Source organism: Herbaspirillum sp. BH-1 (assembly GCF_002870055.1).
Taxonomy (GTDB): Bacteria; Pseudomonadota; Gammaproteobacteria; order Burkholderiales; family Burkholderiaceae_D; genus Herbaspirillum; species Herbaspirillum frisingense.
In genome coordinates this window covers 66,760-88,552 of record NZ_PKOI01000010.1, presented here as the reverse complement: position 1 = coordinate 88,552, position 21,793 = coordinate 66,760, and the positions used below count along the sequence as shown (strand labels likewise).

Sequence of the window (21,793 nt, the reverse complement as noted above, 5' to 3'; positions counted from 1 at the left end):
CTGACCGTTATGCGGGCGTACTGCCGCTTTGCAAGGGCGCCCGGCGCCGGCCATCCAGCGCCCGCATCACCAGCAGCACCGGTGCCAGCCCCACCAGCACGATGGACAGCGCCGGCAGCGCCGCTTCGCCCAGACGCTCGTCACGCGCCAGGTTGTGCGCGATCACGGCCAGGGTATCGGTATCGAAGGGACGCAACAGCAAGGTCGCCGGCAGTTCCTTGACCACATCGACAAACACCATCAAGGCTGCCACCGCCAGCGAACGCCACAGCAAGGGCAGGTGCAGGCGCCAGGCAATGGCCGCGCGCGAACTGCCCAGGGTACGCGCCGCTTCATCCAGACTGACCGGGATGCGGGTATAGCCGGACTCCACCGACTGCACCGCAACCGCCGTGAAGCGTACCAGATACGCATAGACCACGCCCAGCGAGCTGGCCGTGAGCAGCACGCCCAGACCGGCCGCCGGCCACCGCGCCTGCAACCAGGCCACCGGCAGCAGGATGCCCACCGCAATCACCGATCCGGGAATCGCATAGCCCATGCCGGCCAGCCGCGCCGTCAGACGCAACATCGCCCCCTGCAGACGCGGCAGACCACCGGCACGCAGCGCAAAGCACAGGGCCAGCGCCAGCACGATGGCCGCCAGCGCCGCCATGCCCCCGAAGCGGAAACTGTTCCACACCCAGCCGGCATAACGAGCAAGATCGAAGGCGACGCTGGCTTCATGACCCACGTCACGCCCCGCCTCACCCCACCACAGGTGTAACAGGATGCCCACCGGCAGCAGGAACCCTGCCACCACCGGCAAGCCGCACACCAGCCAGGCCAGCACCGTCGGGCCGCGCGTCAGGTGCGGGCGGGTACCCTCGGCGCTGTCAGCGGCATCGGCGCTGCGCGCGCCACGGGTGGCAGCAAAGCGCATGCGGCCCTGCTCGCGGCGTTCCAGCCACAGCAGCACCGCCACGAACAGCAGCAACAGCGAAGCGTACTGGGCCGCCGCGATGCGGTCGTCCAGCACCACCCAGGCCTTGTAGATGCCGGTGGTAAAGGTGGTCAGGCCGAAGTAGGCCGACACGCCGTAGTCCGCCAGCGTCTCCATCAGCGCCAGCGCGGCGCCGGCCGCCAGGGCCGGGCGCGCCAGCGGCAGCGCCACGCGCACGATGCGCTCGGCCAGCGGCGTACCCAGCATGCGGGCCGCTTCCATCAGGTGGTTGCCGCGTTCGGACAGCGCATTGCGCGCCAGCAGATAGGCATAGGGATAGAGCGTGAAGACGAACATGCAGATCGCCCCCGGCAAGCCCCGCACATCCATGCGCCAGCCCGGGAACCAGCCGCGCAGCGTGCTCTGCACCAGCCCGGCGTATTGCAGGAAATCGGTATAGGCATAGGCCGAGACATAGGCCGGCATTGCCATGGGCAGCAGCAAGGCCCAGGACAGCCAGCGCCGTCCGGGAAATTCGAACAGGCTCACCGTCACCCCCGCCGCACCGCCCACCAGCACCACGCCCAGCGGCACCATCAGCGCCAGCCAGCCGGAGGTCGCCAGGTAACCGGGCAGGACGGTCTGCATCTGCTGGCGCAGGCTGTCCACGCCCGCCGCGTCCAGGCCGAACCAGGCGGCAAGGATGCCCAACAGCGGCAAGGCGATCAGGACAGCAAGCAAACCGATGATGTGCATAACAAGGAAACGGTGAAAATGGACTACCCAGGTGGAAGACGCGAGGGCTTGCGCTACACTGCACACCCTCAGGCAATCGCGAATTGTAACCATTTCACCGGGCATCTCCATGTTTCTGGAAGTCGAGCACCTCAGCATCCGCTATCCCCGCACCCCCTCCGCCGCCGTGGACGACGTCTCGCTGCGCCTGCAGCCGGGCGAACTGGGTGCGCTGATCGGGCCCTCCGGCAGCGGCAAGACCAGCCTGCTGCGCGCCGTGGCCGGGCTGGAGCCGGCACAGGCGGGCCGCATCCGGCTGGCCGGGGCGCTGCTGGAAGGCGATGGCATCCGGGTGGCGGCCGAGGGGCGCCGCATCGGCATGGTGTTCCAGGATTTCGCGTTGTTCCCGCATCTGGATGTGGCGGCCAACATCGGCTTCGGCCTGCGCGGCATGGCACGCAGCCAGCGCGAACAGGTGGTCACGGCCATGCTGGAACTGGTCGGTCTGTCGGGGTCGGGCGGCAAGTTCCCGCACCAGCTTTCCGGCGGCCAGCAGCAACGCATCGCCCTGGCGCGGGCGCTGGCACCGCAGCCACGCCTGCTGTTGCTGGACGAACCGTTTTCCAGCCTCGATGTGGAATTGCGCGAACGTCTGGCGCACGACGTGCGCGACATCCTCAAGCGCACCGGCACCACCGCCCTGATGGTCACGCATGACCAGATGGAAGCCTTTGCCGTGGCCGACGTGGTGGGCGTGATGCGGCAAGGCCGCCTGGAACAGTGGGATAGCCCCTACGCCCTCTACCACCGCCCGGCCACCCGCTTCGCGGCCGATTTCATCGGGCACGGCGTGCTGCTGCAGGGAACACTGATGCAGACATCTGCCCCGGCCTCAGGCAGGGACGGGAGCGAGGGAGAAATCGAAGTGCAGACCGCAGCCGGCCTGTTGCGCGGCATGCCCTTGCACGATCAGCCCCTGCCGGCAAATGCGCAGGTGGACGTGCTGCTGCGGGCTGACGACGTGATGCATGACGACGCCTCGCCCTTCAAGGCAAGAGTCGTTCGCAAATCATTCAGGGGAGCGGAATTTCTCTACACGCTGGCGCTGGAGAACGGGCAGCAACTGCTGTCGCTGGTCCCCTCCCACCACGATCACGCGGTGGGCGAGTGGATAGGCATCAGGCTGGACGTCACGCATCTGGTGACCTTCCCCAGCATGGAGTCGTCATTGGCGGCGGCCTTAGAGGCCGGCACCGCCAGTGCTGGAGTGCTCACACGCTGATCCACGCAGGCCGCCCGGCCGAGCGCATCCACCACCAGCCAGTCGAGGGCGCGCCGCATCAGGCGCGCGCCTTCGACAGCACCACCAGCCAGCGGCGCAGCAGCAGGATTTCCACATGGCCGGGCTCGATGCCGGCGCTGCACTCGATCACCGGATTGACGCGATAACGGCGCACATAGGTGTCACGGCAGATGAAGATTTCGCGACGACCCAGGCGGATCGCCAGCGAAGACGGGCTGGAAGATGCAACAGCGAAGCGAGCGTCGGAAGCAAGATCAAAGTGTGTCATGGCAGCGATTCCTCTTCTTGTCGATTGGAGGCTTCACTTTAGCACAAGCACTGTATGAATACACAGTATTTTTTATACAGTACTGTATGCACCATGGCGAGCATACAACAGCCGGCCCATCCTGCATTTCCCGCCGTGGCGCCTAAGCCACACCGGCCGCCAGCCGCGCCCGCACGAAGCCGATGTGTTCCCGCAGCACATAGAACTGGTCGGCAAAGGCCAGCGGCATCTTCATCCGGTTCACCGCGATCTCGATCTCGTCCAGGCGCCTGAGCATCTCGGCCTGGTCTTCCGGCGATTCGCGGGACAAGCCGCGTTCCAGCGAGATCAGCTCGCCATACCAGCGATAGATGCGCGAACGCACGCGCCAGCCATAGAGCATCGGCACCAGGCGGATACCCGGGATAAGCAGCAGGATCACCGGCAGCACGATCACCACCGCCCGGTCCACCAGGCTGGCCATCCAGAACGGCAGGGTGCGGTAGAAGAAGGTCTTGCCGGACTTGTAGTAGCGCGCCGCATCGTCGCTGATCGGATATTCATGCTCCAGCGGCGCCGGGAACTCCCCCGCCTTCTGCATCACGTTGGCCTTGCCATGCACTTCGCGGGCGGCCGCGATCAGCAGGTCCGACAGCGCCGGATGCAAGTCCTCGCGCGCCACCAGTTCGGCCGTGGGCGCGATCAGCTGGGTATCGCGGGCCGGCAGGTTGCGCGCCAGGTCGAACACGCCCATGGGCATCTTCAGGGTATTGAGATAGCGGAAACGCCGCACATAGGCATCGGCCTGGGAGAAATCCAGCAAGCGGATGCCAGGGGCGCGCAGCAGCTTGCCCATGGTCGCCACCGACACCGAATCGCCCATCAGGAAGGCCGCATCGATCTTGCCACCGGTCAGCGCCTGGGCCGCCTCATCGCCGCCAATGTTCAACAGCTGGGTGCTGCCGCCCTCTTCCACACCGTTGGCCTTGAGCAGGGTCGCGGCCAGCACGCTGGAACCGCTACCGGCACCACCGATGGCGATGCGCTTGCCGGCCAGCTCCGACAACTGGCGCAGCGGCGGGACCGGCTTGCCGTCCTCGCGTGGCGGCGGCGTGCGGTAGTACACCGACACCGGCACATAGGAAATGCTGCCCAGCGAGACCAGCGGCGCCAGCGCCTCGGCCGGTACCGCACCGGCCAGGCCGCCCTGCACGAAGCCGACGTCCAGGCTCTGGTCGGGATCGGCCAGGCGTTTCAGGTTGTCCAGCGAACCTCCGGTCTCGACGATATCGAGCCGGATGCCATCGCGCGCCAGGATGGCCTTGTAGCGTTCGGCCACGCGCCAGAAATTGCTGTCCTTGGGACCGGCAGCGATCGTGATCGAAGACGGCGGGGCCGGGCGGATCAGCCAGATCACCAGCCAGGCGCCGATCAGGATCAGCAGGATGATGGGACCGAAGCTGACGGCCAGGTCGCGCCAGGAGATGGCCACGAAGCGCGCCCGGATGCGGGTCGCCGACGGGGCGTAGGCGGAGAGTTTCTTGTCTTTGAGCATGCGCGCTATTCTAGCCGCGCCGCCCCGCTTTGGGCTGCACCGCCTTGTAACGCGATGTGACTCTCCGCGTCAGTCGCTCAGTAGGTCTTGTACGGCAGGAACTTGCCCGACAGCATCACGTTCACGCGGTCACCATTGGGATCGGCCTGGCGCTGGATATCCATCTTGAAATCGATGGCGCTCATGATGCCGTCGCCGAATTCTTCGTGGATCAGTTCCTTGATGGTGCTGCCATAGACGCTGACGATCTCGTACCAGCGGTAGATCAGCGGATCGGTCGGCACCGGGGTCGGCAGCGAACCCTTGTAGGGCACGATCTGCAGCCACAGGGTTTCTTCATCGGTGAGTTCGAACAGCTCCTGGGCGGTGGCGGCCTGCTTGGCGGTCAGGGTCATCTGGCCCAGCATGGCAGCGGTGGTCCACTCCTTGCTCTGGCCGATGCGCTCGGCGATCTGGGCCCAGGTCATCTTCTTGCTGACCTTGGCGGTAACGATCTTCTGGGTGACTTGGTTGCGGTCCATGGCTATCTCCTTTTGGGTGGACGGAATAAAGATCGACGACACACCTCTCAGTGCGCGTCATCGATCGTGACGAATGCTTGCGACACAATGACGAAATCTCTTGGGCTGCCCTGCCGGTTTTCAGGCCACCGCCTGCTCCAGCCCCGGCATCACGATGCGCGTGGGAGGACGCGGCACCCCGCTGGCCTGGGCCGCCTGGATCTGGCGCGAGCGGTGTACCAGGAAGTCCACCAGGTGATTGCGGATGCGATAGAACTGCGGATCGTGATGCATGGCTTCCCGGCTGCGGGTCTTGGGCAAGGTGTTGATGACCACTTCGGCGATGCAGGCCTGCGGGCCGTTGGACATCAGGAATATCTTGTCGGCCAGCAGGATGGCCTCGTCCACGTCATGAGTGATCATGAACACGGTCTGCCCGGTGGCCGCGCAGATCTTCAGCAGCTCGTCCTGCACCACGCCGCGTGTGAGGGCATCGAGGGCGCCGAAGGGTTCATCCATCAGCAGCATCTTGGGCTCGATGGAAAAGGCCCGGGCGATACCCACCCGCTGCTTCATGCCGCCCGAGAGTTCGGAGGGCTTCTTGTGCTCCGCCCCCTTCAGCCCCACCATCGCGATGAAGCGACGCGCATGTTCCTCGGCCCTGGCGCGCGACCAGTCCGGCCAGCGCGAACGTACCGCGAACACGACGTTACCCAGCACGCTGAACCAGGGCATGAGTGCATGGCTCTGGAACACCACGCCGCGATCCAGGCTCGGCCCCTTGATCTCGCGCCGGTCCATGATGACCACGCCGTCGCTGGCCGCCTCCAGCCCCGCCAACACGTTGAGGATGGTGGTCTTGCCGCAGCCGGAGTGGCCGATCACGCAGACGAATTCACCGCGATCGATGCCGAAGGAAACCTGTTCGAACACCGGCGGCGCGCCCGCCGCATAGCGCTTGGAGAGCCCCTGCACGCTCAGGAAATTGTGGTCCATGCTCTTACCCTCTTCATTCGATGTACGCGATTTACTCGACATAGGTCACCAGTCTTTGCAGCCGGGCGAAGATCAGGTCCAGCACCATGCCGGTCACGCCGATGACCAGGATGGCGAAGATCACGCTGGTCAGCGACAGGTTGTTCCATTCGTTCCAGACGAAGTAGCCGATGCCGGTGCCGCCCACCAGCATCTCGGCCGCCACGATCACCAGCCAGGCGATCCCCATGGAAATGCGCATGCCGGTCAGGATGGTGGGCGCCGCCGCCGGCAGGATCACCAGGAAGGCGCGCCGCAACGAGGACACCTCCAGCGTCTTGGCCACGTTGAGCCAGTCGCGCCGCACCGAGGCCACGCCGAAGGCGGTGTTCATCAGCATCGGCCAGACCGAGCAGATGAAGATCACGAACACGCCCGAGATCGACGAATCCTTGATCGTGTACAGCGCCAGCGGCATCCAGGCCAGCGGCGAGATGGGCTTGAGGATCTGGATGAAGGGATTCAAGGCGCGCTGCATCAGCGGCGACATGCCCAGCAGGAAACCCAGCGGAATCGCCACCACCGCCGCAATCGCAAACCCCAGTCCGACCCGGCCCAGCGAATAGGCCAGCTGGATGCCGATGCCCTTGTCATTGGGGCCGTTGTCGTAGAAGGGATTGGCCAATTCCTTGCGGATGGTCTCACCCATCTGCGCCAGTCCGGGAAAGCCGTCGCGCTTGGCCGCGCCACTGCTCTTGCCCATCAGCTTGGCGTATTCATCCTGGGCGGCACTGGCCGCGCCCTCCTGCGGCAGCGTCGCGAAATGCCACACCATCAGCAACGCTGCCAGCAGCAACAGCGAGATCAGTGCGGCACGCCAGCCGAGATGCCTGGCCGGCATCATGCGCTCCTCTTGATGGCGAAGCTGTTGACGTAGGCCTCGGCCTTGTTGGCATCGAACTCCTTGCCCATGATGGAATACTTGCGATAGGCGCCTTCCGGCACCGGCTGGCCCAGTTCCTTCATGTGCTTCTTGGCCTCGGTCAGCAGCAGCACCTTCTCGGTGATGGCCTTGTAGTCGATATCACCCTTGATGTAACCCCAACGCTTCATCTGCGTGAGAATCCACACCCCCATCGAATCCCAGGGCACCGGGTCGAAGTCGGCACGGCCCGGCACGTTCTTCACATTGCCCAGACCATCGGCAAAGCGCCCGGTCAGCACCTGCTCCACCACCGTCTCGGGCTGGTTGAGGTAGGCTGCCGGCGAGATCACCTTGGCCACCAGCGAGCGGTTGGACGGGTCGCGCGCCATCGCGGCGGCGGTCAGCACGGCGCGGAACAGCGCGGCGAAGGTGTTGGGGTTCTGCTTGATGAATTCTTCCGACGTACCGAAGGCACAGCAGGGGTGGCCGTCCCAGATGTCGCGCGAGAGGATGTGGATGAAACCGATCTCGTCATACACCGCGCGCTGGTTGAAGGGATCGGGGCCGAGGAAGCCGTCGATGTTGCCGGCCCGCAGGTTGGCCACCATCTCCGGCGGCGGCGTGACGCGGATCTGCACATCGCGGTCCGGGTCCAGGCCATGTTCGGCCAGGTAGTAGCGCAACAGGAAGTTGTGCATCGAATACTCGAAGGGCACCGCGAACTTGAAGCCCTTCCACTGCCGGGGATCGCGCTTGTCCTTGTGCTTGTTGTGCAGCGTGATGGCCTGGCCGTTGATGTTCTGGATGGTCGCCACGCGCATCTGGGTGGCATTGCTGCCCACCCCCATGGACATGGCCATGGGCATGGGCGAGAGGAAGTGCGAGGCGTCGTGTTCCTTGTTGATCATCTTGTCGCGGATCAGCGCCCAGCCGGCCGTCTTGTTGAGCGACACGTTCAGGCCCTGCTTGCGGTAGAAGCCCAGCGGGTCGGCCATGATCAGCGGCGCCGCGCAGGTGATGGCGATGAAGCCGATCTTGAGGTCCTTCTTTTCCAGGGCGCCATTCTTTTCCTGCGCCATGGCCTGCAGCGAACCCAGCGGCAACACGCTGGCAATGGCCGCCCGCGCCGCATTGCGGCCCACCGCCCGCAGGAAGTCGCGGCGCTCGGCCACCCGCGGGAAGAGCGAACGCATCACAGCTTCTTCCACCACGTCGTTGGTGAGGGCTTCCACATCCTGGCCGCGCTGCTGGCGCAGTGCTTCGACCTCGACATCGTGTTGCTGCTGGCTGCCGTGGCGGCCACAGGAACAGCCCTGGCCGGCGCGCTCGGCGTCGTAGGTGTGGAACAGATTGGTGTCTGCTGCGTTCGGCATGATTCCCCCGTTTGGTGAGTGTGCGGTGATTTCTTTGCTTCACCATCCACCATTGCAAGGGACTTGCCAGCCTCATGGGCTACGTCATGCTGTCACGACATCCTGTAGTGCTGGCACTACAAGCCGGGGCCAAACCCGCGTCAGACCGGCAGCAACTGATGACGTACCGCATACATGGCGATGCCGACGTCATTGGCGGCGCCGGTCTTTTCCAGGATGCGGCTGCGATAGGTGCTCACCGTATTGGGGCTCAGTTCCAGCTGCTCGGCGATCTCGCGCACACTGCGGCCGGCGGCGATCAGCTGGAACACCTGGTATTCACGGTGCGACAGGCTCTCGTGCGCAGCCCGCGGCGCAGCACCGGCGTGCTGGGCCAGGCCGGAGGCCAGCGTCTCGGCCATCTGCGCGCTCACGTAGAGACCACCGCCGGCGGCCTTGCGGATGGCGTCCACCAGTTGCTCGGGATCGGCGCTCTTGTTGAGATAACCGGCCGCGCCCAGCTTGTAGCAGCGCGCCGCATATTGCTTCTCGGGATAGGTGGACAGCATCAGCACCGGCAGGCGCGGCATCTCCTGCTTGATCTGGCGCAGCACGTCCAGTCCATCCTGCTGGGGGATGGCGATGTCCAGCAGCACCAGGTCGATGGCCTCCACCCGGGCGCGGTGCAAGACTTCCGGCCCGCTGGCGCATTCGGCGGCGACCTCGATATCGGGGGTATCGGCCAGGATCTGCTTGAGGCCCTCGCGCACGATGCGATGATCGTCGCACAAGAGAATGCGGATGGTCTCGGCGCCGGCACTCATGCCGCCTCCCGGCCGCCGTGACTGGGCAGGCGCAGGCAGACCAGGGTCCCCGGCCTGCCGCTCTCTGGTGCAAGACGCGCACCAGCAATGCTCAATGCGCCGCCAAAGTGCAAGGCCCGTTCGCGCATGCCCATCACGCCGTAGGAGGTGGCCGCCTCCAGCGCCGCACGGGGGGCGCCCACGCCATCGTCTTCCACCTCCATGCGTAGTTCCGACGGACTCAGGTGCACGGCGATGCGCACCCGCGTGGCATTGGCATGACGCGCCACGTTGGACAACATTTCCTGGAAGATGCGAAACGCCGCCGTGGCCTTGGCACCATCCGGGGGAAAGGCTTCGGGTGCGATATCGAACTCGACCTCGCAGGGCAGTTCGGTGGCTTCCGAAAACTCCTGCACCTGCCATTCGAGCGCGGCGATCAGGCCCTGGTGATCGAGGATGCTGGGCCGCAGGTCGGTGATGATGCGCCCCACATTGTCCACCGCCGTCTCGATCAGGCGGCTCATGGCATCACACTTGCGGGCCACCGGTTCCAGGTCGGTAACGCGCTTGGCCATCCAGTTCACATCCAGTTTCAACGCCACCAGCAGGCTGCCCAGTTCATCGTGGATCTCGCGGGCGATGCGGGTGCGCTCATCCTCGCGCACCGAGTGGGCATGGGCCGACAACTGGCGGACCTGGCGCAGGGCGGCCGACAGTTCGCGGGTGCGCTCGGCCACCCGCACTTCCAGCTCGGCCTTGGCGCGCTGCAATTGTTCCTCGGCCTGGCGGCGCTTGGAGATATCGCTGAAGGTGATCACCGCACCGCGTACCTGGCCGCCGTCGATGATCTGGTAGGAAGAATATTCGGTGGGGAAGAAGCTGCCATCGGCACGCCAGAACACTTCCTGATCGACCCGGCAGGACTCGCCCTTGCGGAAGGCCTTCAGGATGGGGCAGTCGGCCTCGGGATAATGACCGCCGTGCTCATGGCTGTGGTGCACCAGATCGTGCATGTTACGTCCCAGTACCTCGGCCGGGGCATAGCCCAGCATGTCGGCGCCGGCGCGATTGATGAAGGTACACAGGCCCTCCAGGTCGATGCCGTAGATGCCTTCGCCGGTGGAGTCCAGCAGCAGCGCCAGCTTGTCGCGCAGCAGGCCGCCGGGGGCGGCCAGGGCATCGGAAGCAAAAACGGGCAGGTGGGGATCGTTGTGCATGATCCCCACCTGCCCGCAAGAGGCATGCCAGTGCCCGCCGCCCGGGGCCTGGCCCGACAGTGGTACCGGCCGGCCCCGCTACGGCATGTACTGCCCGCCGTTGACGTCGATGATCTGGCCGGTCACATAGCCCGACATCTGGTCCGAGGCCAGGTAGAGGAAGGCACCGCTGCACTCGTCCGGGTCGCCGATGCGGCCCATGGGGATGGTCTTGCGGAACCCCTCCAGCTGTTCCGGGGTGGTGAAGCGTTCCTGGAACGGGGTCATGATCACGCCCGGCGCCACGGCGTTGACGCGAATCTTGTCGGCCAGCAATTCCTTGGCCATGCCACGCGTGATGGTGCTCACGAAGCCCTTGGAGGCCGCATAGATCAGCGCACCCGGGCCGCCGCCATGCCGCGCCGCCACCGAGGTCACGTTGATGATGTTGCCGCCGCCTTGGCCCCGCATGACCGGAATCACCGCCCGCGTGAAGGCCACCACCGAGCGGGAATTGATATTGATGATGTCGTCGAACAAGGCATCGGTGACCTGCTCCAGCGCCATACGCTGGACCAGGCTGCCGGCGTTGTTGATGAGTACGTCGATGCGCCCCATCTGCTCCACCGCCTTGGCCACGGCGGTATTGATGGCAGCGCTGTCGCGCACGTCGGCGCCGATGGTGATGGCCTTGCTGCCGGCGGCGCGCACCTCGGCGGCGACCGCTTCGGCTTCCTTGGCCGAGCTGTTGTAGTGCACCACCACATGGGAACCACGGGCGGCGAAGGCACGCGCGGCGGCGGCGCCGATGCCGGTGCTTGCACCACTGATGAAGACGACTTTTCCTGCCAGATCCAGCATGCTGTTCTCCTGTTCATAAACGGTTGATCATTCATGCTCCGGCTTGTGCATGGGGCGGCCCTGCGCGCCCTGCCGGTATCGCTTCTTGTGTTCTGGGCGCCGCAGAAAATCGCACTGCGGCTGTCCTGCCACGTCGCCGTTGTGGAGTGCTGCGGGACCCGGTCCGGCGGCAACGGCGACGCTTGCTGCCTGATCAGTCGTGCACCGATTCGTCGCGGTTGCGACCGGCGCTGCGGTAGGCGTCGCGCACATTCATGAGGTGATTGCGCATGGCTTCGGAGGCCTTCTGCGGATCGCGGGCCTTGAGCGCATCAAGGATGTCGCGATGGTCCTGCAGGCTGCGCTCCAGCGTGGCCGGAATGCGCGAGGTGATGGAACGGCTCTTCTTGCCCAGCATGTAGAGGCTGCCAGCCACGCTCTGCAGGAAGGGGTTGTTGCAGCCCTCGATGATGGCTTCGTGGAATTCCACGTCGGCCGCAGAGAAAGCAGCGGGGTCCGACAGCAAGCGCGCCTCGTCCTCGACGTTGCGCACCAGCCGGTCCAGCTCGGCCTGCTCCATGTGCGTGGCCGCCAGCGCCGCCACCCCGGTCTCGATGATGAGGCGGGCGTCGAACAGCGCTTCCAGGGTGCCGGGATTGAGGTCGATGATCATCTCCAGCGGCTCCAGCAGTTCGCGGGTTTCCAGCGAACTGACAAAGGTCCCCTCGCCCTGGCGGATGCGCAGCAAGCCCAGCAGTGCCAGCCCGCGGATGGCCTCGCGCACGGCCGGCCGGCCCACGCCCAGCATGGCCGCCAGCTCGCGCTCGGGCGGCAGTTGCTGGTCGGGCTTCAACAGACCGCTGCGGATCATGGTCAGCAAGCGCTGCGCGACCTGCTCGGAAATCGATTTCTGGACGATGGGATCAAAGGACATGCTGTCGGGGGTGAAGACCTGTAGGGATGATTCGTTGCCGCATCGGCAACGTCTTGCTGGCCTGGGACGCATGCGTCGCAAAGGTAAGACCAATGGCTGTGGAGGATAGGTATCGGGGCGGGATGTGTCAAGCGGCGGGAACATTGGTGCGGCGCGCAAGAAACTGCCGCCACTCTTGCTCGCCGGGCCACGGCCAAGCGATACAAGCTCCGGCTTCTGGTAGCCTATCGACGAACAAATTTACCGCTCTCATCCATGAACCTGCGCTTCGTAGAGGCCTTCCACTGGGCCGCCTCGCTCAAGAGCATCACCCGCGCCGCCGAAAAGCTGCATATCACGCAATCGACCATGTCCAGCCGCATCGCCTCGCTGGAAGAAGAACTGGGCGTGGTCCTGCTGGACCGTCGCGCCAAGCAGTTCCGTCTCACCGCCTCGGGCCAGCGCTTCCAGTTGCTGGCGGTGAAGCTGCTGTCGCTGCAAAGCCAGATCCGCCAGGAACTGGGCGGCAGTCCGGCCGGGCCGATGGCGCTGCGCATCGGCAGCATCGAATCGGTGGTGCACAGCTGGCTGCCCGGCTGGCTCAAGGAAATCCGCAGCCGCTATCCTGATTTCGCGCTGGAACTGACCGTGGAAACCTCGCCGGTGCTGATGGAACAGATCGGGCGCGGCGCCCAGGACCTGGTCTTCACCTCCATCGTGGGCAGCGATACGGCGGTACGCTCGCGCATCATGGCGTCCATGGAGATGGTCTTCGTCGGCCATCGTGATACCCATGGCACGCGTCGCTATCGGCTGGAAGAGCTGGCGGCCGATGACCTCATCACCTTCCAGCGCGGCTCGCAGCCGCACCAGGGGCTGCTGCAGCTGCTGCAGGAGTCGGGACTGCCGATGCCACGCGTGCACGCCATCTCCTCGATCTCGGCCATGGTGCAACTGGTAGAGGGCGGCTTCGGCGTGGCGACCCTGCCCAAGCTGGCCATGCGTGAACTGACCCGCCGCCTGCCGCTGCGCATCCTGCGCTGCGAAGAAACGCTGCCGCCGCTGCAGATCCACGCCAGCTACCGCGAGGAGCCCGGCTCCAGCGTGGCCGAACTGGTGCTGGACTCGGCCCTGGAACACGCCCGGCGCGCCCAGGGCAAACGGCGCGGCGCTTCCACGGCGGACGAAGACTGAATCCGACACCATCCCCCCGGCCATCGCCATCAGGCAGCCGTTTCGCGCCAGTCGGGAAACACCTATCAGCTGACGGGAACAACAAAAAGTCAATCAACAAAAACGCTGACGTCATCGAAAAAATCGATAACAAAAGATATAAATTTTTTGTTGGACGCGTGCTGGATGCCCCTCCTACCATCGGTGGCATTCCCATCCCATCATCAAGCGCCAGCACGACGCAGGAGACCGCCATGCCCGAAACGCCCACCATGCCGCACGCCCCCCGCAGCATTTCCCTCACCGCCGATTCGACCGCACTGGAAGTGCGGCTGGCCGCCCGCCATGGCGACTTCACCGGCCACACCAGTGGCGTGGCCAGCGCCCATGTGCAGGTCAACCTGGCCATCCTGCCGGCCGCGCTGGCCGATGACTTCCGCCGCTTCTGCGAACTCAATCCGGTGCCCTGTCCGCTGCTGGGCGTCTCCGAGCCAGGCTCGCCGGCCATCCCGGGACTGGGCCAGGACCTGGACATCCGTACCGACGTGCCGCGCTATCACATCTGGCGCAATGGCGAACGCGTGAGCGAGGTCACCGACCTGCGCGCCTACTGGCGCGACGACCTGGTGACCTTCGCGCTGGGCTGTTCGTTCTCCTTCGAGCACGCGCTGCTGGCCGAGGGCATCCCGCTGCGCCATGTCAGCGAAGGCCGCAACGTGGCCATGTATCGCACCAATATTCCGACCAAACCGGTGGGAGTCTTCTCCGGCCCCACGGTGGTCTCCATGCGCCCGCTCAAGGCCGCCGACGCCATCCGCGCCGTGCAGATCACCGCCCGCACACCGCAGGTGCATGGCGCACCGATCCACATCGGCGACCCCGCCCTGATCGGCATTAGCGATATCAACCAGCCCGACTACGGCGATGCAGTGGCGGTCCACGACGATGAACTGCCGGTGTTCTGGGCCTGCGGCGTCACGCCGCAGGCGGCCATCGTGGCGGCCCGCCCGGCCTTCTGCATCACCCATGCGCCCGGCTACATGCTGGTCACCGACAAGCTCAACAGCGAACTCTGACACCCCGCCCCGGAGACAACCATGTGGCTCAAAGAAACCAGCAGCGCGGAACGACGCACCCTGACGGCGACCTTCACCGGCTATGCGGTGGACGGCTTCGATTACATGATCTACACCTTCCTCATCCCCACGCTGCTGGCGGCCTGGAGCATGAGCCGCGCCGAGGCCGGCTACATTGCCACCGGCGCCCTGCTGACCTCGGCCGTGGGGGGCTGGGCCGCCGGCATCCTGGCTGACCGCTACGGCCGCGTGCGGGTGCTGCAATGGACGGTGCTGTGGTTCGCCTTCTTCACCTTCCTCTCCGGCTTCACCGATTCCTTCGGCCAGTTGTTCTTCACCCGCGCCATGCAGGGCTTCGGCATGGGAGGCGAGTGGGCGGTCGGTTCGGTGCTGATCGCCGAGACCATCTCGGCGCGCCATCGCGGCAAGGCCTCGGGCCTGGTGCAGAGCAGCTGGGCGGTGGGCTGGGCGGCGTCGGCACTGGCCTTCTGGGGCATGTACGCAGTGCTACCGCCGGAAAAGGCGTGGAAGGTGCTGTTCTGGATCGGCGTACTGCCGGCCCTGCTGACGCTCTACATCCGCCGCGCCATCAGCGAGCCGGCGGTGTTCGTGGCGGCCCAGGCAAAGATGCGTGAAAGCGGCCAGCGCGGCAACTTCCTGCGCATCTTCCATCGCGACCTGCTGCGCACCACCATCCTGGCGAGCCTGCTGGCCACCGGCATGCAGGGTGCCTACTACTCGGTGACCACCTGGCTGCCGACCTTCCTCAAGACCGAGCGTCATCTCTCGGTGCTGGGTACCAGTACCTATCTGCTGGTGCTGATCGGCGGCTCCTTCTGCGGCTATCTCACCTCGGCCTGGCTGTCCGACACCATCGGTCGCCGCCGCTGCTTCATGCTGTTCGCGGCCATGGGCATCCTGCTGGTGCTGAGCTATACGCAGATGATCATCACCGACGCCTGGATGCTGGCGCTGGGCTTCGTGCTGGGGTTCTTCCTGTCGGGGATCTTCTCGGGCATGGGCGCCTACCTGTCCGAACTGTTCCCCAGTGATGTGCGGGGATCGGGCCAGGGCTTCTGCTACAACTTCGGCCGCGCCATCGGTGCGATCTGCCCGGCGCTGGTGGGTTATCTGAGCAACAGCATGCCGCTGGGACAGACCATCGGCTGGATCGCCGCCGGCTGTTACGGACTGGTGATCGTGGCCTGCCTGATCCTGCCGGAAACGCAGGGCAAGGAGCTGGAAGCGGCGGTCACCACTGCCTGACCGTTCCCGCAGGGCAGCAAGCACAGGCCGGCGCCAAAACGCCGGCCTGTTTGCATTGCGCCCTCGTATGAGACGGGTCGGGGTCGCTCAATAGGCACTGGCCTGATCGAGCGCGGCGATGTCTTCGCGGCTCAACTGCAAGCGCGTGGCGGCCACCAGTTCGTCGAGCTGCGCCAGCGAGGTGGCGCTGGCAATCGGCGCGGTCACGCTGGGGCGCGCAATCAGCCAGGCCAGCGCGACGGCGGCCGAGGTGCTGGCGTGACGGGCGGCGACTGCATCCAGCGCAGCCAGGATCTGGAAGCCACGCGGGTTGAGATAGGACTTCACCTTGCCGCCACGGGCGGCGCTTTTACCGAGGTCGGCCTCGCTCCGGTACTTGCCGCTGAGGAAGCCGCTGGCCAGCGAATAGAAGCCGATCACGCCCACGCCCTGCTCCAGGCAATACGGCTCCAGCGTGCGTTCGAACCCTTCGCGGGCGACCAGGCTGTATTCGGGCTGCAGGGTCTGGTACAGCGGCAGGCCGAGCTGACGGCCGATGTCGCGCGCCTGTGCGAGCCGGTCCACCTCGTAGTTGGAGCCCCCGATGAGGCGCACCTTGCCGGCCTTGACCAGGGTGTCGTAGGCGGCCAGCGTTTCTTCCAGCGGCGTGCTGCGGTCGTCGTCATGCGACTGGTAGAGGTCGATATGGTCGGTCTGCAGGCGACGCAGCGAATCTTCCACGGCGCGCAGGATGTAATCCTTCTTCAGGCCCACGCGGCCCTCGCCCATGTCCTTGCCGACCTTGGTGGCGATCACCACCTTGTCGCGCCGGCCACCCTGGGCTAGCCACTTGCCGATGATGGTCTCGGATTCGCCGCCCTGGTTGCCGGGCGCCCAGCGCGAATAGACGTCGGCGGTATCGATCAGGTTCAGGCCGGCCTCGACGAACTTGTCGAGGATGGAGAAGGAGGTCTTCTCGTCGATGCTCCAGCCGAACACGTTGCCGCCGAAGGCCAGCGGTGCCACGGTGATATCGGATTGACCCAGTTTGCGTTGTTGCATCGGAATCTCCTTGTCATGATGGTCGGAAACAGTGGCGACCATTGTAGGCGTGGCCCGCAAACTCTGCTGGCGAGCATCTTCCAAGCAACGCCGACCGCGCGTTAAGATAGCCGCCACGTCATTCCATGCAGCGCACCTGCCCGCCCGCCACCCTCATGAAGCCCCGCATCGCCTCTACCGAACTGGCCCAGCACCGCACCGGCAAGCTGACCGATACCGTGTACGCCAGCCTGCGCGACGACATCTACGCCTTCCGCCTGCTGCCCGGCGACCGCTTCGCCGAGAATGACGTGGCCGAACGCCTGCAGGTCTCGCGTACCCCCGTGCGCGAAGCGCTGATGCGACTGCAGAGCGAGGGACTGGTGCGCGGCCATTTCCGCAACGGCTGGGAAGTAGTGCCGATCGACCTGGCGCGTTTCGCCTCCCTCTATGAATTGCGTGAAATGCTGGAACTGCACGCGGTGCGCAAGCTGTGCTCCCCGCGCGTCGCGCCCGAACATCGCCAGCAACTGGTCGCGACGCAGGGTGCCATCTGGCAGTGCGCCGCCACCGACCGCCTGCCGGACGGCCTGGCCGTGGCGGCCCTGGATGAAGGCTTCCATGCAGCGCTGGTGCAGGCAGCCGGCAATGGCGAGGCCGACAGTGTCTATCGCCAGCTGACCGACCAGCTGCGCATCATGCGCCGGCTCGATTTCGCCTATGGCGACTGCATCGACGACACCTACGCCGAACACTGCGCCATCCTGGATGCCATCGCCGGCGCCGACGCCGAGCTGGCCGGCGCCCTGATCGCCCGTCACATCGAGGACAGCCACACTGTGGTCGAGCGCCTCACCATCACCCGCCTGGAACAGGTGCGCGCCGAGTCGGTGCAGACCGCACCGCTGCAAGGCAATCTGGTCGCCGGCGGAGCACCGGCACGACGCAAGCGCTTCGGCTGAGCAAGCCCGCTCACCCTCCCCGGTTGCCCTGTACCCCCTCTGTCTGAACCTGTAGCGGACGGTTTTTTCCACATGCGCGCTTGCCGCCAGGCAAATGGCATGAAAGCTGCTTTTGTGAGCCCAGGATTTATGCATACATAAATTCAGGCACGCGGCCCGCTGCCTCATCCGGCAGTCCCTGGCCTCCCATCCGGCTTTCTGTACAGGAGAAACGCATGACCACCCTCACCCAAACCGCCCCGGCGAGCACGCAGGGCTTGCTGCGCAACCGCTGGTTCCAGTTGCTGATCGGCCTGATCTGCATGATGGCCATCTCCAGCCCGCAATACGTCTGGACCCTGTTCACCAAACCCCTGACCGCCAAGCTGGGCGTGCCGCTGTCGGAACTGCAGATCACCTTTTCCATGCTGATCGTGCTGCAGACCTTCTTCTCGCCCTTCCAGGGCAGCCTGATCGAACGCTTCGGCGCGCGTCGCCTGATCGCCATCGGTACCTTCATGTCCGGCCTGTCCTGGGTCCTGGCGGCGCAGGTCTCCAGCATCGGCATGTTCTACCTGGCCTATGGACTGGTGGGCGGGCTGGGCACCGGCATCGTCTATGTCGGCGTGGTCGGCCAGATGGTGCGCTGGTTCCCGGACCGGCGCGGCTTCGCCGTGGGCATGGTGGCGGCCGGCTATGGCATGGGCGCGATCCTGACCACCTTCCCGATCTCCGCCTCGCTGGCCAGCGCCGGTCTGGAAACCACGCTCTGGCAGTTCGGCCTGGTGTTTGCCGTGATCGGCGTGATCGCCTCGCAGGCCCTGCGCTCGCCGGATGCCAGCCACGCCGCCGCCATGCCGGCCCCGGCCATTGCCGCCAGCACGCATGACCTGGCGCCGCGCCAGATGCTGCGCACCCCGCTGTTCTGGCTGATGTTCGCGATGATGACCATGATGTCGACCTCGGGCCTGATGGTGACCTCGCAGATGGCCACCTTCGCCCGCGACTTCGGCGTGGCCAACGTGATGGTGTTCGGCCTGGCCGCGCTGCCGCTGGCGCTGACCATCGACCGCCTCACCAATGGCCTGACCCGCCCCTTCTTCGGCTGGATCTCGGACCGCTACGGTCGCGAGAACACCATGTTCTTCGCCTTCGCGCTGGAAGGCGTGGCCATGGCACTGTGGCTGGCCACGCGCGAGAACGCGGTGCTGTTCGTGTTGCTGTCGGGCGTGGTGTTCTTCGGCTGGGGCGAGATCTTTTCGCTCTTCCCCTCCACCCTCACCGATACCTTCGGCACCCGCAACGCCACCGCCAACTATGGCTGGCTGTACATCTCGCAGGGCATCGGCTCCATCTTCGGCGGTCCGCTGGCGGCGATGATGCACGAGAAGACCGGCAGCTGGCATCCGGTCTTCGGCACCGCCATCACGCTGGATATCCTGACCGCCTGCCTGGCGCTGATGGTCCTGAAACCCTGGCGCGCACGCTACCTGGCCAAGGTCGCAGGCTGAGATCGCTACCGGTCTTCCGCTGAATTCCTCCGAACCATGATGCCGCCCGGTACCACGCCGGGCGGCATTTTCTTTTGACGACATAGGGCCGCTTCGCACCCGGGCGACGGATCGCACCCTCCTGCCGTATACTTCCCCTTCTCCTGCATCGCCTGGCAAGCCATCTGCAACCGGCTTGCAAGCCTTTGTAACTCCCCTGCAACTCAGTGCGGTCAAGCGGGTCTGACCCTCCCGCGCCTCATCACAAGAACACACTACCGCTGCCTCATGGAAATCGTCTTTACCGTCCTGATCCTGCTGCTGGCCGTCGCCGTCTCCGGCGTGGTGGCAAGGCTGGCACCATTCAAGCTGCCCCTGCCGCTGTTCCAGATTGCGCTGGGTGCCGTACTGGCCCTGCCCATGTTCGGCCTGCGCATCAGTTTCGATCCGGAACTGTTCCTGCTGCTGTTCATCCCGCCACTGCTCTTTACCGATGGCTGGCGCATGCCCAAGCGCGAGTTCTTCCGGCTGGCGCGCCCCATCCTGGCCCTGGCGCTGGGTCTGGTGATGTTCACCGTGGTCGGGGTGGGCTACTTCATCCACTGGATGATCCCGGTCATCTCGCTGCCCTCGGCCTTCGCCCTGGCGGCGGTGCTCTCGCCCACCGATGCGGTGGCGGTCTCTTCCATCATCGGCAAGGGGCGCCTGCCAGCGTCGATGCAGCATGTGCTGGAGGGCGAAGCGCTGATGAACGACGCCTCCGGTCTGGTGGCCTTCAAGTTCGCCATCGCCGCCGTCATCACCGGCAGCTTCTCGCTGCTGGATGCCAGCATTTCCTTCGTGCTGATCGCCGCCGGCGGTATCGCGGTGGGCCTGATCGTGGCCTGGGGCTTCGGCCTGATCCGGCGCAAGATCATCGAATGGGCCGGTGACGAACCGGGCATCCAGGTCGTATTGCTACTGCTGATCCCCTTCACGGCCTATATCTTCGCGGAACACTTTGGTCTGTCCGGCATCCTGGCGGCGGTCGCTGCCGGCATGCTCATGCCCTACCTGGAAACGGCCGGCGGCGAATCGGCCGCCACCCGGCTGCAGGGACGCAGCATCATGACGATGCTGGAGTTCGTCTTCAACGGCATGTCCTTCCTGCTGCTGGGCCTGCAGTTGCCGGGCATCGTCAGCCTGGCTCACGTGGATGCGCAGATGGCCGGCAACGTCCCGGTGTGGCACCTGTTCGTGTATATCCTGGCCATCACGCTGGCGCTGATCGTGCTGCGTTTCGTGTGGGTGTGGATCAACCTGCGCATGCGCCGCTTCGCGTCGGCACTGCGCGGCCAGAGCGGACGCAACCGCAAGTTCGACCTGCGCCTGATCAGCATCACTGCGCTGTCGGGCGTGCGCGGCGCCATTACCCTGGCCGGCGTGATGTCGATCCCGCTGCTGCTGAAGGAACATACGCCCTTCCCGGCACGCGACCTGCTGATCTTCCTGGCCACCGGGGTGATCGTCTGCTCGCTGCTGTTTGGCAGCTTCCTGCTGCCGTGGATGCTCAAGGACCTGCAGCTCGATGCCGAGGTCAAGCGGCGCCGGGCCGAAGAGATGATGGCGCGCCTGCGCCTGTCGGAGGCGGCCGTGCGCAGTATCGAGACCGCCCAGGAACGCATCGGCGTGACCCTGGACGAAAACGACCTGGCGCTGCTGACCGAAGTCAGCGGCAGCCTGCTGGCCACCTACCGGATGCGGATGAATGCGGAGAGCGATTCGGAAGACACCCAGCGCGCCGCCAACCGCTTCAAGCAGTTCGAGCGCGAACTGCGGCTGGAGGCGATCCGCGCCGAGCGCCTGGAGGTGCACTACCTGCGCGCCGAACAGCGCATCAACGATGAAACCTTCCTGATGCTGATCAACCAGATCGACATGGCCGAGACCTGGCTGCTGGGCTCACTGAACGGCCCCGGCCAGCATCACTGAGGAGGAGCGGCAACGACAAAGCCCGCGCTGCCATTGGATTGGCAGCGCGGGCTTTTCATTGCCCTACGGAATGAAGCGGCTCAGGCCACCGAATTGATGGTGGTGCCGATGATTTCGCCGGTGGAGTTGCGCGAAGCCTGTTCGCGGCGATTGCGTTCTTCGTTGGCGGTCTCGGCACGGGTTTCGTCAGCCTGGATTTCTTCCTGGCGGCGCATTTCGGCCTTGGCGGCGGCTGCGGCCTCTTCGGCGCGACGCACGGCGACCGGGTCGTTGGCTTTGCCCGTGGTGGGTGTATTGCCGTTGGGGTCGGAGACGACGGCGTTGACGGCGGAAGAAATGTCGATGGGCATGTTGGGCTCCCTGTGACTGCGAAGACTGAAGACGGATACTGGACCGGATCGGGCGTACCGCTGCCGGTACGAATTCGCTATGTTACGCCCATTGTCGCGCTCTGCCACAGGGAAAAACCTGAGGCATGCGAATTTACCGGGGTGCGGTGAGCAAACTGTGATGAATCTGGCAAATAAACTGCCCAATCCCGGTGCACAACGATATCAGGGCGGCAAGTGATTGCCGTACAGACAAGC

Annotated in this window: 20 protein-coding genes; 7 read left to right on the top strand and 13 right to left on the bottom strand. The window is 65.4% G+C overall.

Going from position 1 to position 21,793, the window contains the following annotated elements:
- Nucleotides 1-7: 7 nt before the first annotated feature.
- A complete protein-coding gene (locus tag HBH1_RS14830; RefSeq protein ID WP_102663369.1) occupies nt 8-1,678 on the bottom strand; it encodes an ABC transporter permease in 1,671 nt (556 codons plus the stop codon).
- A gap of 109 nt (nt 1,679-1,787) precedes the next feature.
- Between HBH1_RS14830 and HBH1_RS14825 the strand changes: the two genes are divergently transcribed.
- Nucleotides 1,788-2,939, top strand: a complete 1,152-nt coding sequence (locus HBH1_RS14825; RefSeq protein ID WP_102663368.1) for an ABC transporter ATP-binding protein — start codon at nt 1,788-1,790, stop codon at nt 2,937-2,939.
- Nucleotides 2,940-2,997: 58 nt separating this feature from the next.
- On the opposite strand, the gene HBH1_RS14820 is transcribed toward HBH1_RS14825, so the two are convergent.
- From HBH1_RS14820 to HBH1_RS14775, 10 genes are all read right to left on the bottom strand, one after another.
- The gene (locus HBH1_RS14820; RefSeq protein WP_102663367.1) at nt 2,998-3,228 is read right to left on the bottom strand and encodes a hypothetical protein; all 231 of its coding nucleotides are present in this window, start codon (nt 3,226-3,228) and stop codon (nt 2,998-3,000) included.
- Between the two features lie 142 nt (nt 3,229-3,370).
- Nucleotides 3,371-4,762 (bottom strand): TAXI family TRAP transporter solute-binding subunit, encoded by a 1,392-nt coding sequence (locus HBH1_RS14815; protein ID WP_077236322.1) that lies wholly within the window; start codon nt 4,760-4,762, stop codon nt 3,371-3,373.
- Between the two features lie 77 nt (nt 4,763-4,839).
- Nucleotides 4,840-5,283 carry a cyanase gene (gene cynS / locus HBH1_RS14810; RefSeq protein WP_006462740.1) on the bottom strand — a complete coding sequence of 148 codons (444 nt, stop codon included), beginning with the start codon at nt 5,281-5,283 and terminating at the stop codon, nt 4,840-4,842.
- 120 nt (nt 5,284-5,403) lie between these two features.
- Complete coding sequence (locus HBH1_RS14805) at nt 5,404-6,258, bottom strand: ABC transporter ATP-binding protein (protein ID WP_102663366.1); 855 nt, start codon at nt 6,256-6,258, stop codon at nt 5,404-5,406.
- A gap of 31 nt (nt 6,259-6,289) precedes the next feature.
- Nucleotides 6,290-7,141, bottom strand: a complete 852-nt coding sequence (gene ntrB / locus HBH1_RS14800) for a nitrate ABC transporter permease (RefSeq protein WP_039874908.1) — start codon at nt 7,139-7,141, stop codon at nt 6,290-6,292.
- Nucleotides 7,138-8,535, bottom strand: a complete 1,398-nt coding sequence (locus HBH1_RS14795; RefSeq protein ID WP_006462743.1) for a CmpA/NrtA family ABC transporter substrate-binding protein — start codon at nt 8,533-8,535, stop codon at nt 7,138-7,140. The genes ntrB and HBH1_RS14795 overlap by 4 nt, the downstream gene beginning before the upstream one ends.
- 140 nt (nt 8,536-8,675) lie before the next feature.
- Entirely contained in the window at nt 8,676-9,338 is a 663-nt protein-coding gene (locus tag HBH1_RS14790; protein ID WP_006462744.1) for a response regulator, read from the bottom strand.
- Entirely contained in the window at nt 9,335-10,537 is a 1,203-nt protein-coding gene (locus HBH1_RS14785; RefSeq protein ID WP_102663365.1) for a sensor histidine kinase, read from the bottom strand. The genes HBH1_RS14790 and HBH1_RS14785 overlap by 4 nt, the downstream gene beginning before the upstream one ends.
- Nucleotides 10,538-10,615: 78 nt before the next feature.
- Complete coding sequence (locus tag HBH1_RS14780; RefSeq protein WP_102663364.1) at nt 10,616-11,377, bottom strand: SDR family NAD(P)-dependent oxidoreductase; 762 nt, start codon at nt 11,375-11,377, stop codon at nt 10,616-10,618.
- A 193-nt stretch (nt 11,378-11,570) separates the two neighbouring features.
- Entirely contained in the window at nt 11,571-12,290 is a 720-nt protein-coding gene (locus HBH1_RS14775) for a FadR/GntR family transcriptional regulator (protein ID WP_006462747.1), read from the bottom strand.
- A gap of 255 nt (nt 12,291-12,545) precedes the next feature.
- On the opposite strand from HBH1_RS14775, the gene HBH1_RS14770 reads away from it, so the two are divergent.
- The 3 genes from HBH1_RS14770 (at nt 12,546) to HBH1_RS14760 (ending at nt 15,784) form a co-directional block, all read left to right on the top strand.
- Nucleotides 12,546-13,463, top strand: coding sequence for a LysR family transcriptional regulator (locus HBH1_RS14770; RefSeq protein WP_102663363.1), 918 nt, complete (start codon nt 12,546-12,548; stop codon nt 13,461-13,463).
- 233 nt (nt 13,464-13,696) lie between these two features.
- A complete protein-coding gene (locus HBH1_RS14765; protein ID WP_102663362.1) occupies nt 13,697-14,518 on the top strand; it encodes a putative hydro-lyase in 822 nt (273 codons plus the stop codon).
- Nucleotides 14,519-14,539: 21 nt separating this feature from the next.
- Nucleotides 14,540-15,784: an MFS transporter gene (locus tag HBH1_RS14760; protein ID WP_006462750.1), complete on the top strand. Its 1,245-nt coding sequence runs from the start codon at nt 14,540-14,542 to the stop codon at nt 15,782-15,784.
- An 87-nt stretch (nt 15,785-15,871) separates the two neighbouring features.
- On the opposite strand, the gene HBH1_RS14755 is transcribed toward HBH1_RS14760, so the two are convergent.
- The gene (locus tag HBH1_RS14755) at nt 15,872-16,825 is read right to left on the bottom strand and encodes an aldo/keto reductase (RefSeq protein ID WP_102663361.1); all 954 of its coding nucleotides are present in this window, start codon (nt 16,823-16,825) and stop codon (nt 15,872-15,874) included.
- Between the two features lie 155 nt (nt 16,826-16,980).
- Here HBH1_RS14755 and HBH1_RS14750 point away from each other — a divergent pair, with 155 nt between their 5' ends.
- The 3 genes from HBH1_RS14750 to HBH1_RS14740 all read left to right on the top strand — a co-directional run bounded on the left by HBH1_RS14750 (nt 16,981) and on the right by HBH1_RS14740 (nt 21,206).
- Complete coding sequence (locus HBH1_RS14750; RefSeq protein ID WP_102663419.1) at nt 16,981-17,766, top strand: GntR family transcriptional regulator; 786 nt, start codon at nt 16,981-16,983, stop codon at nt 17,764-17,766.
- 215 nt (nt 17,767-17,981) lie between these two features.
- The gene (oxlT, locus tag HBH1_RS14745) at nt 17,982-19,256 is read left to right on the top strand and encodes an oxalate/formate MFS antiporter (RefSeq protein WP_006462753.1); all 1,275 of its coding nucleotides are present in this window, start codon (nt 17,982-17,984) and stop codon (nt 19,254-19,256) included.
- A gap of 267 nt (nt 19,257-19,523) precedes the next feature.
- Nucleotides 19,524-21,206, top strand: a complete 1,683-nt coding sequence (locus tag HBH1_RS14740) for a Na+/H+ antiporter (protein ID WP_006462754.1) — start codon at nt 19,524-19,526, stop codon at nt 21,204-21,206.
- A gap of 80 nt (nt 21,207-21,286) precedes the next feature.
- On the opposite strand, the gene HBH1_RS14735 is transcribed toward HBH1_RS14740, so the two are convergent.
- A complete protein-coding gene (locus tag HBH1_RS14735; protein ID WP_006462755.1) occupies nt 21,287-21,556 on the bottom strand; it encodes a hypothetical protein in 270 nt (89 codons plus the stop codon).
- Nucleotides 21,557-21,793 lie beyond the last annotated feature (237 nt).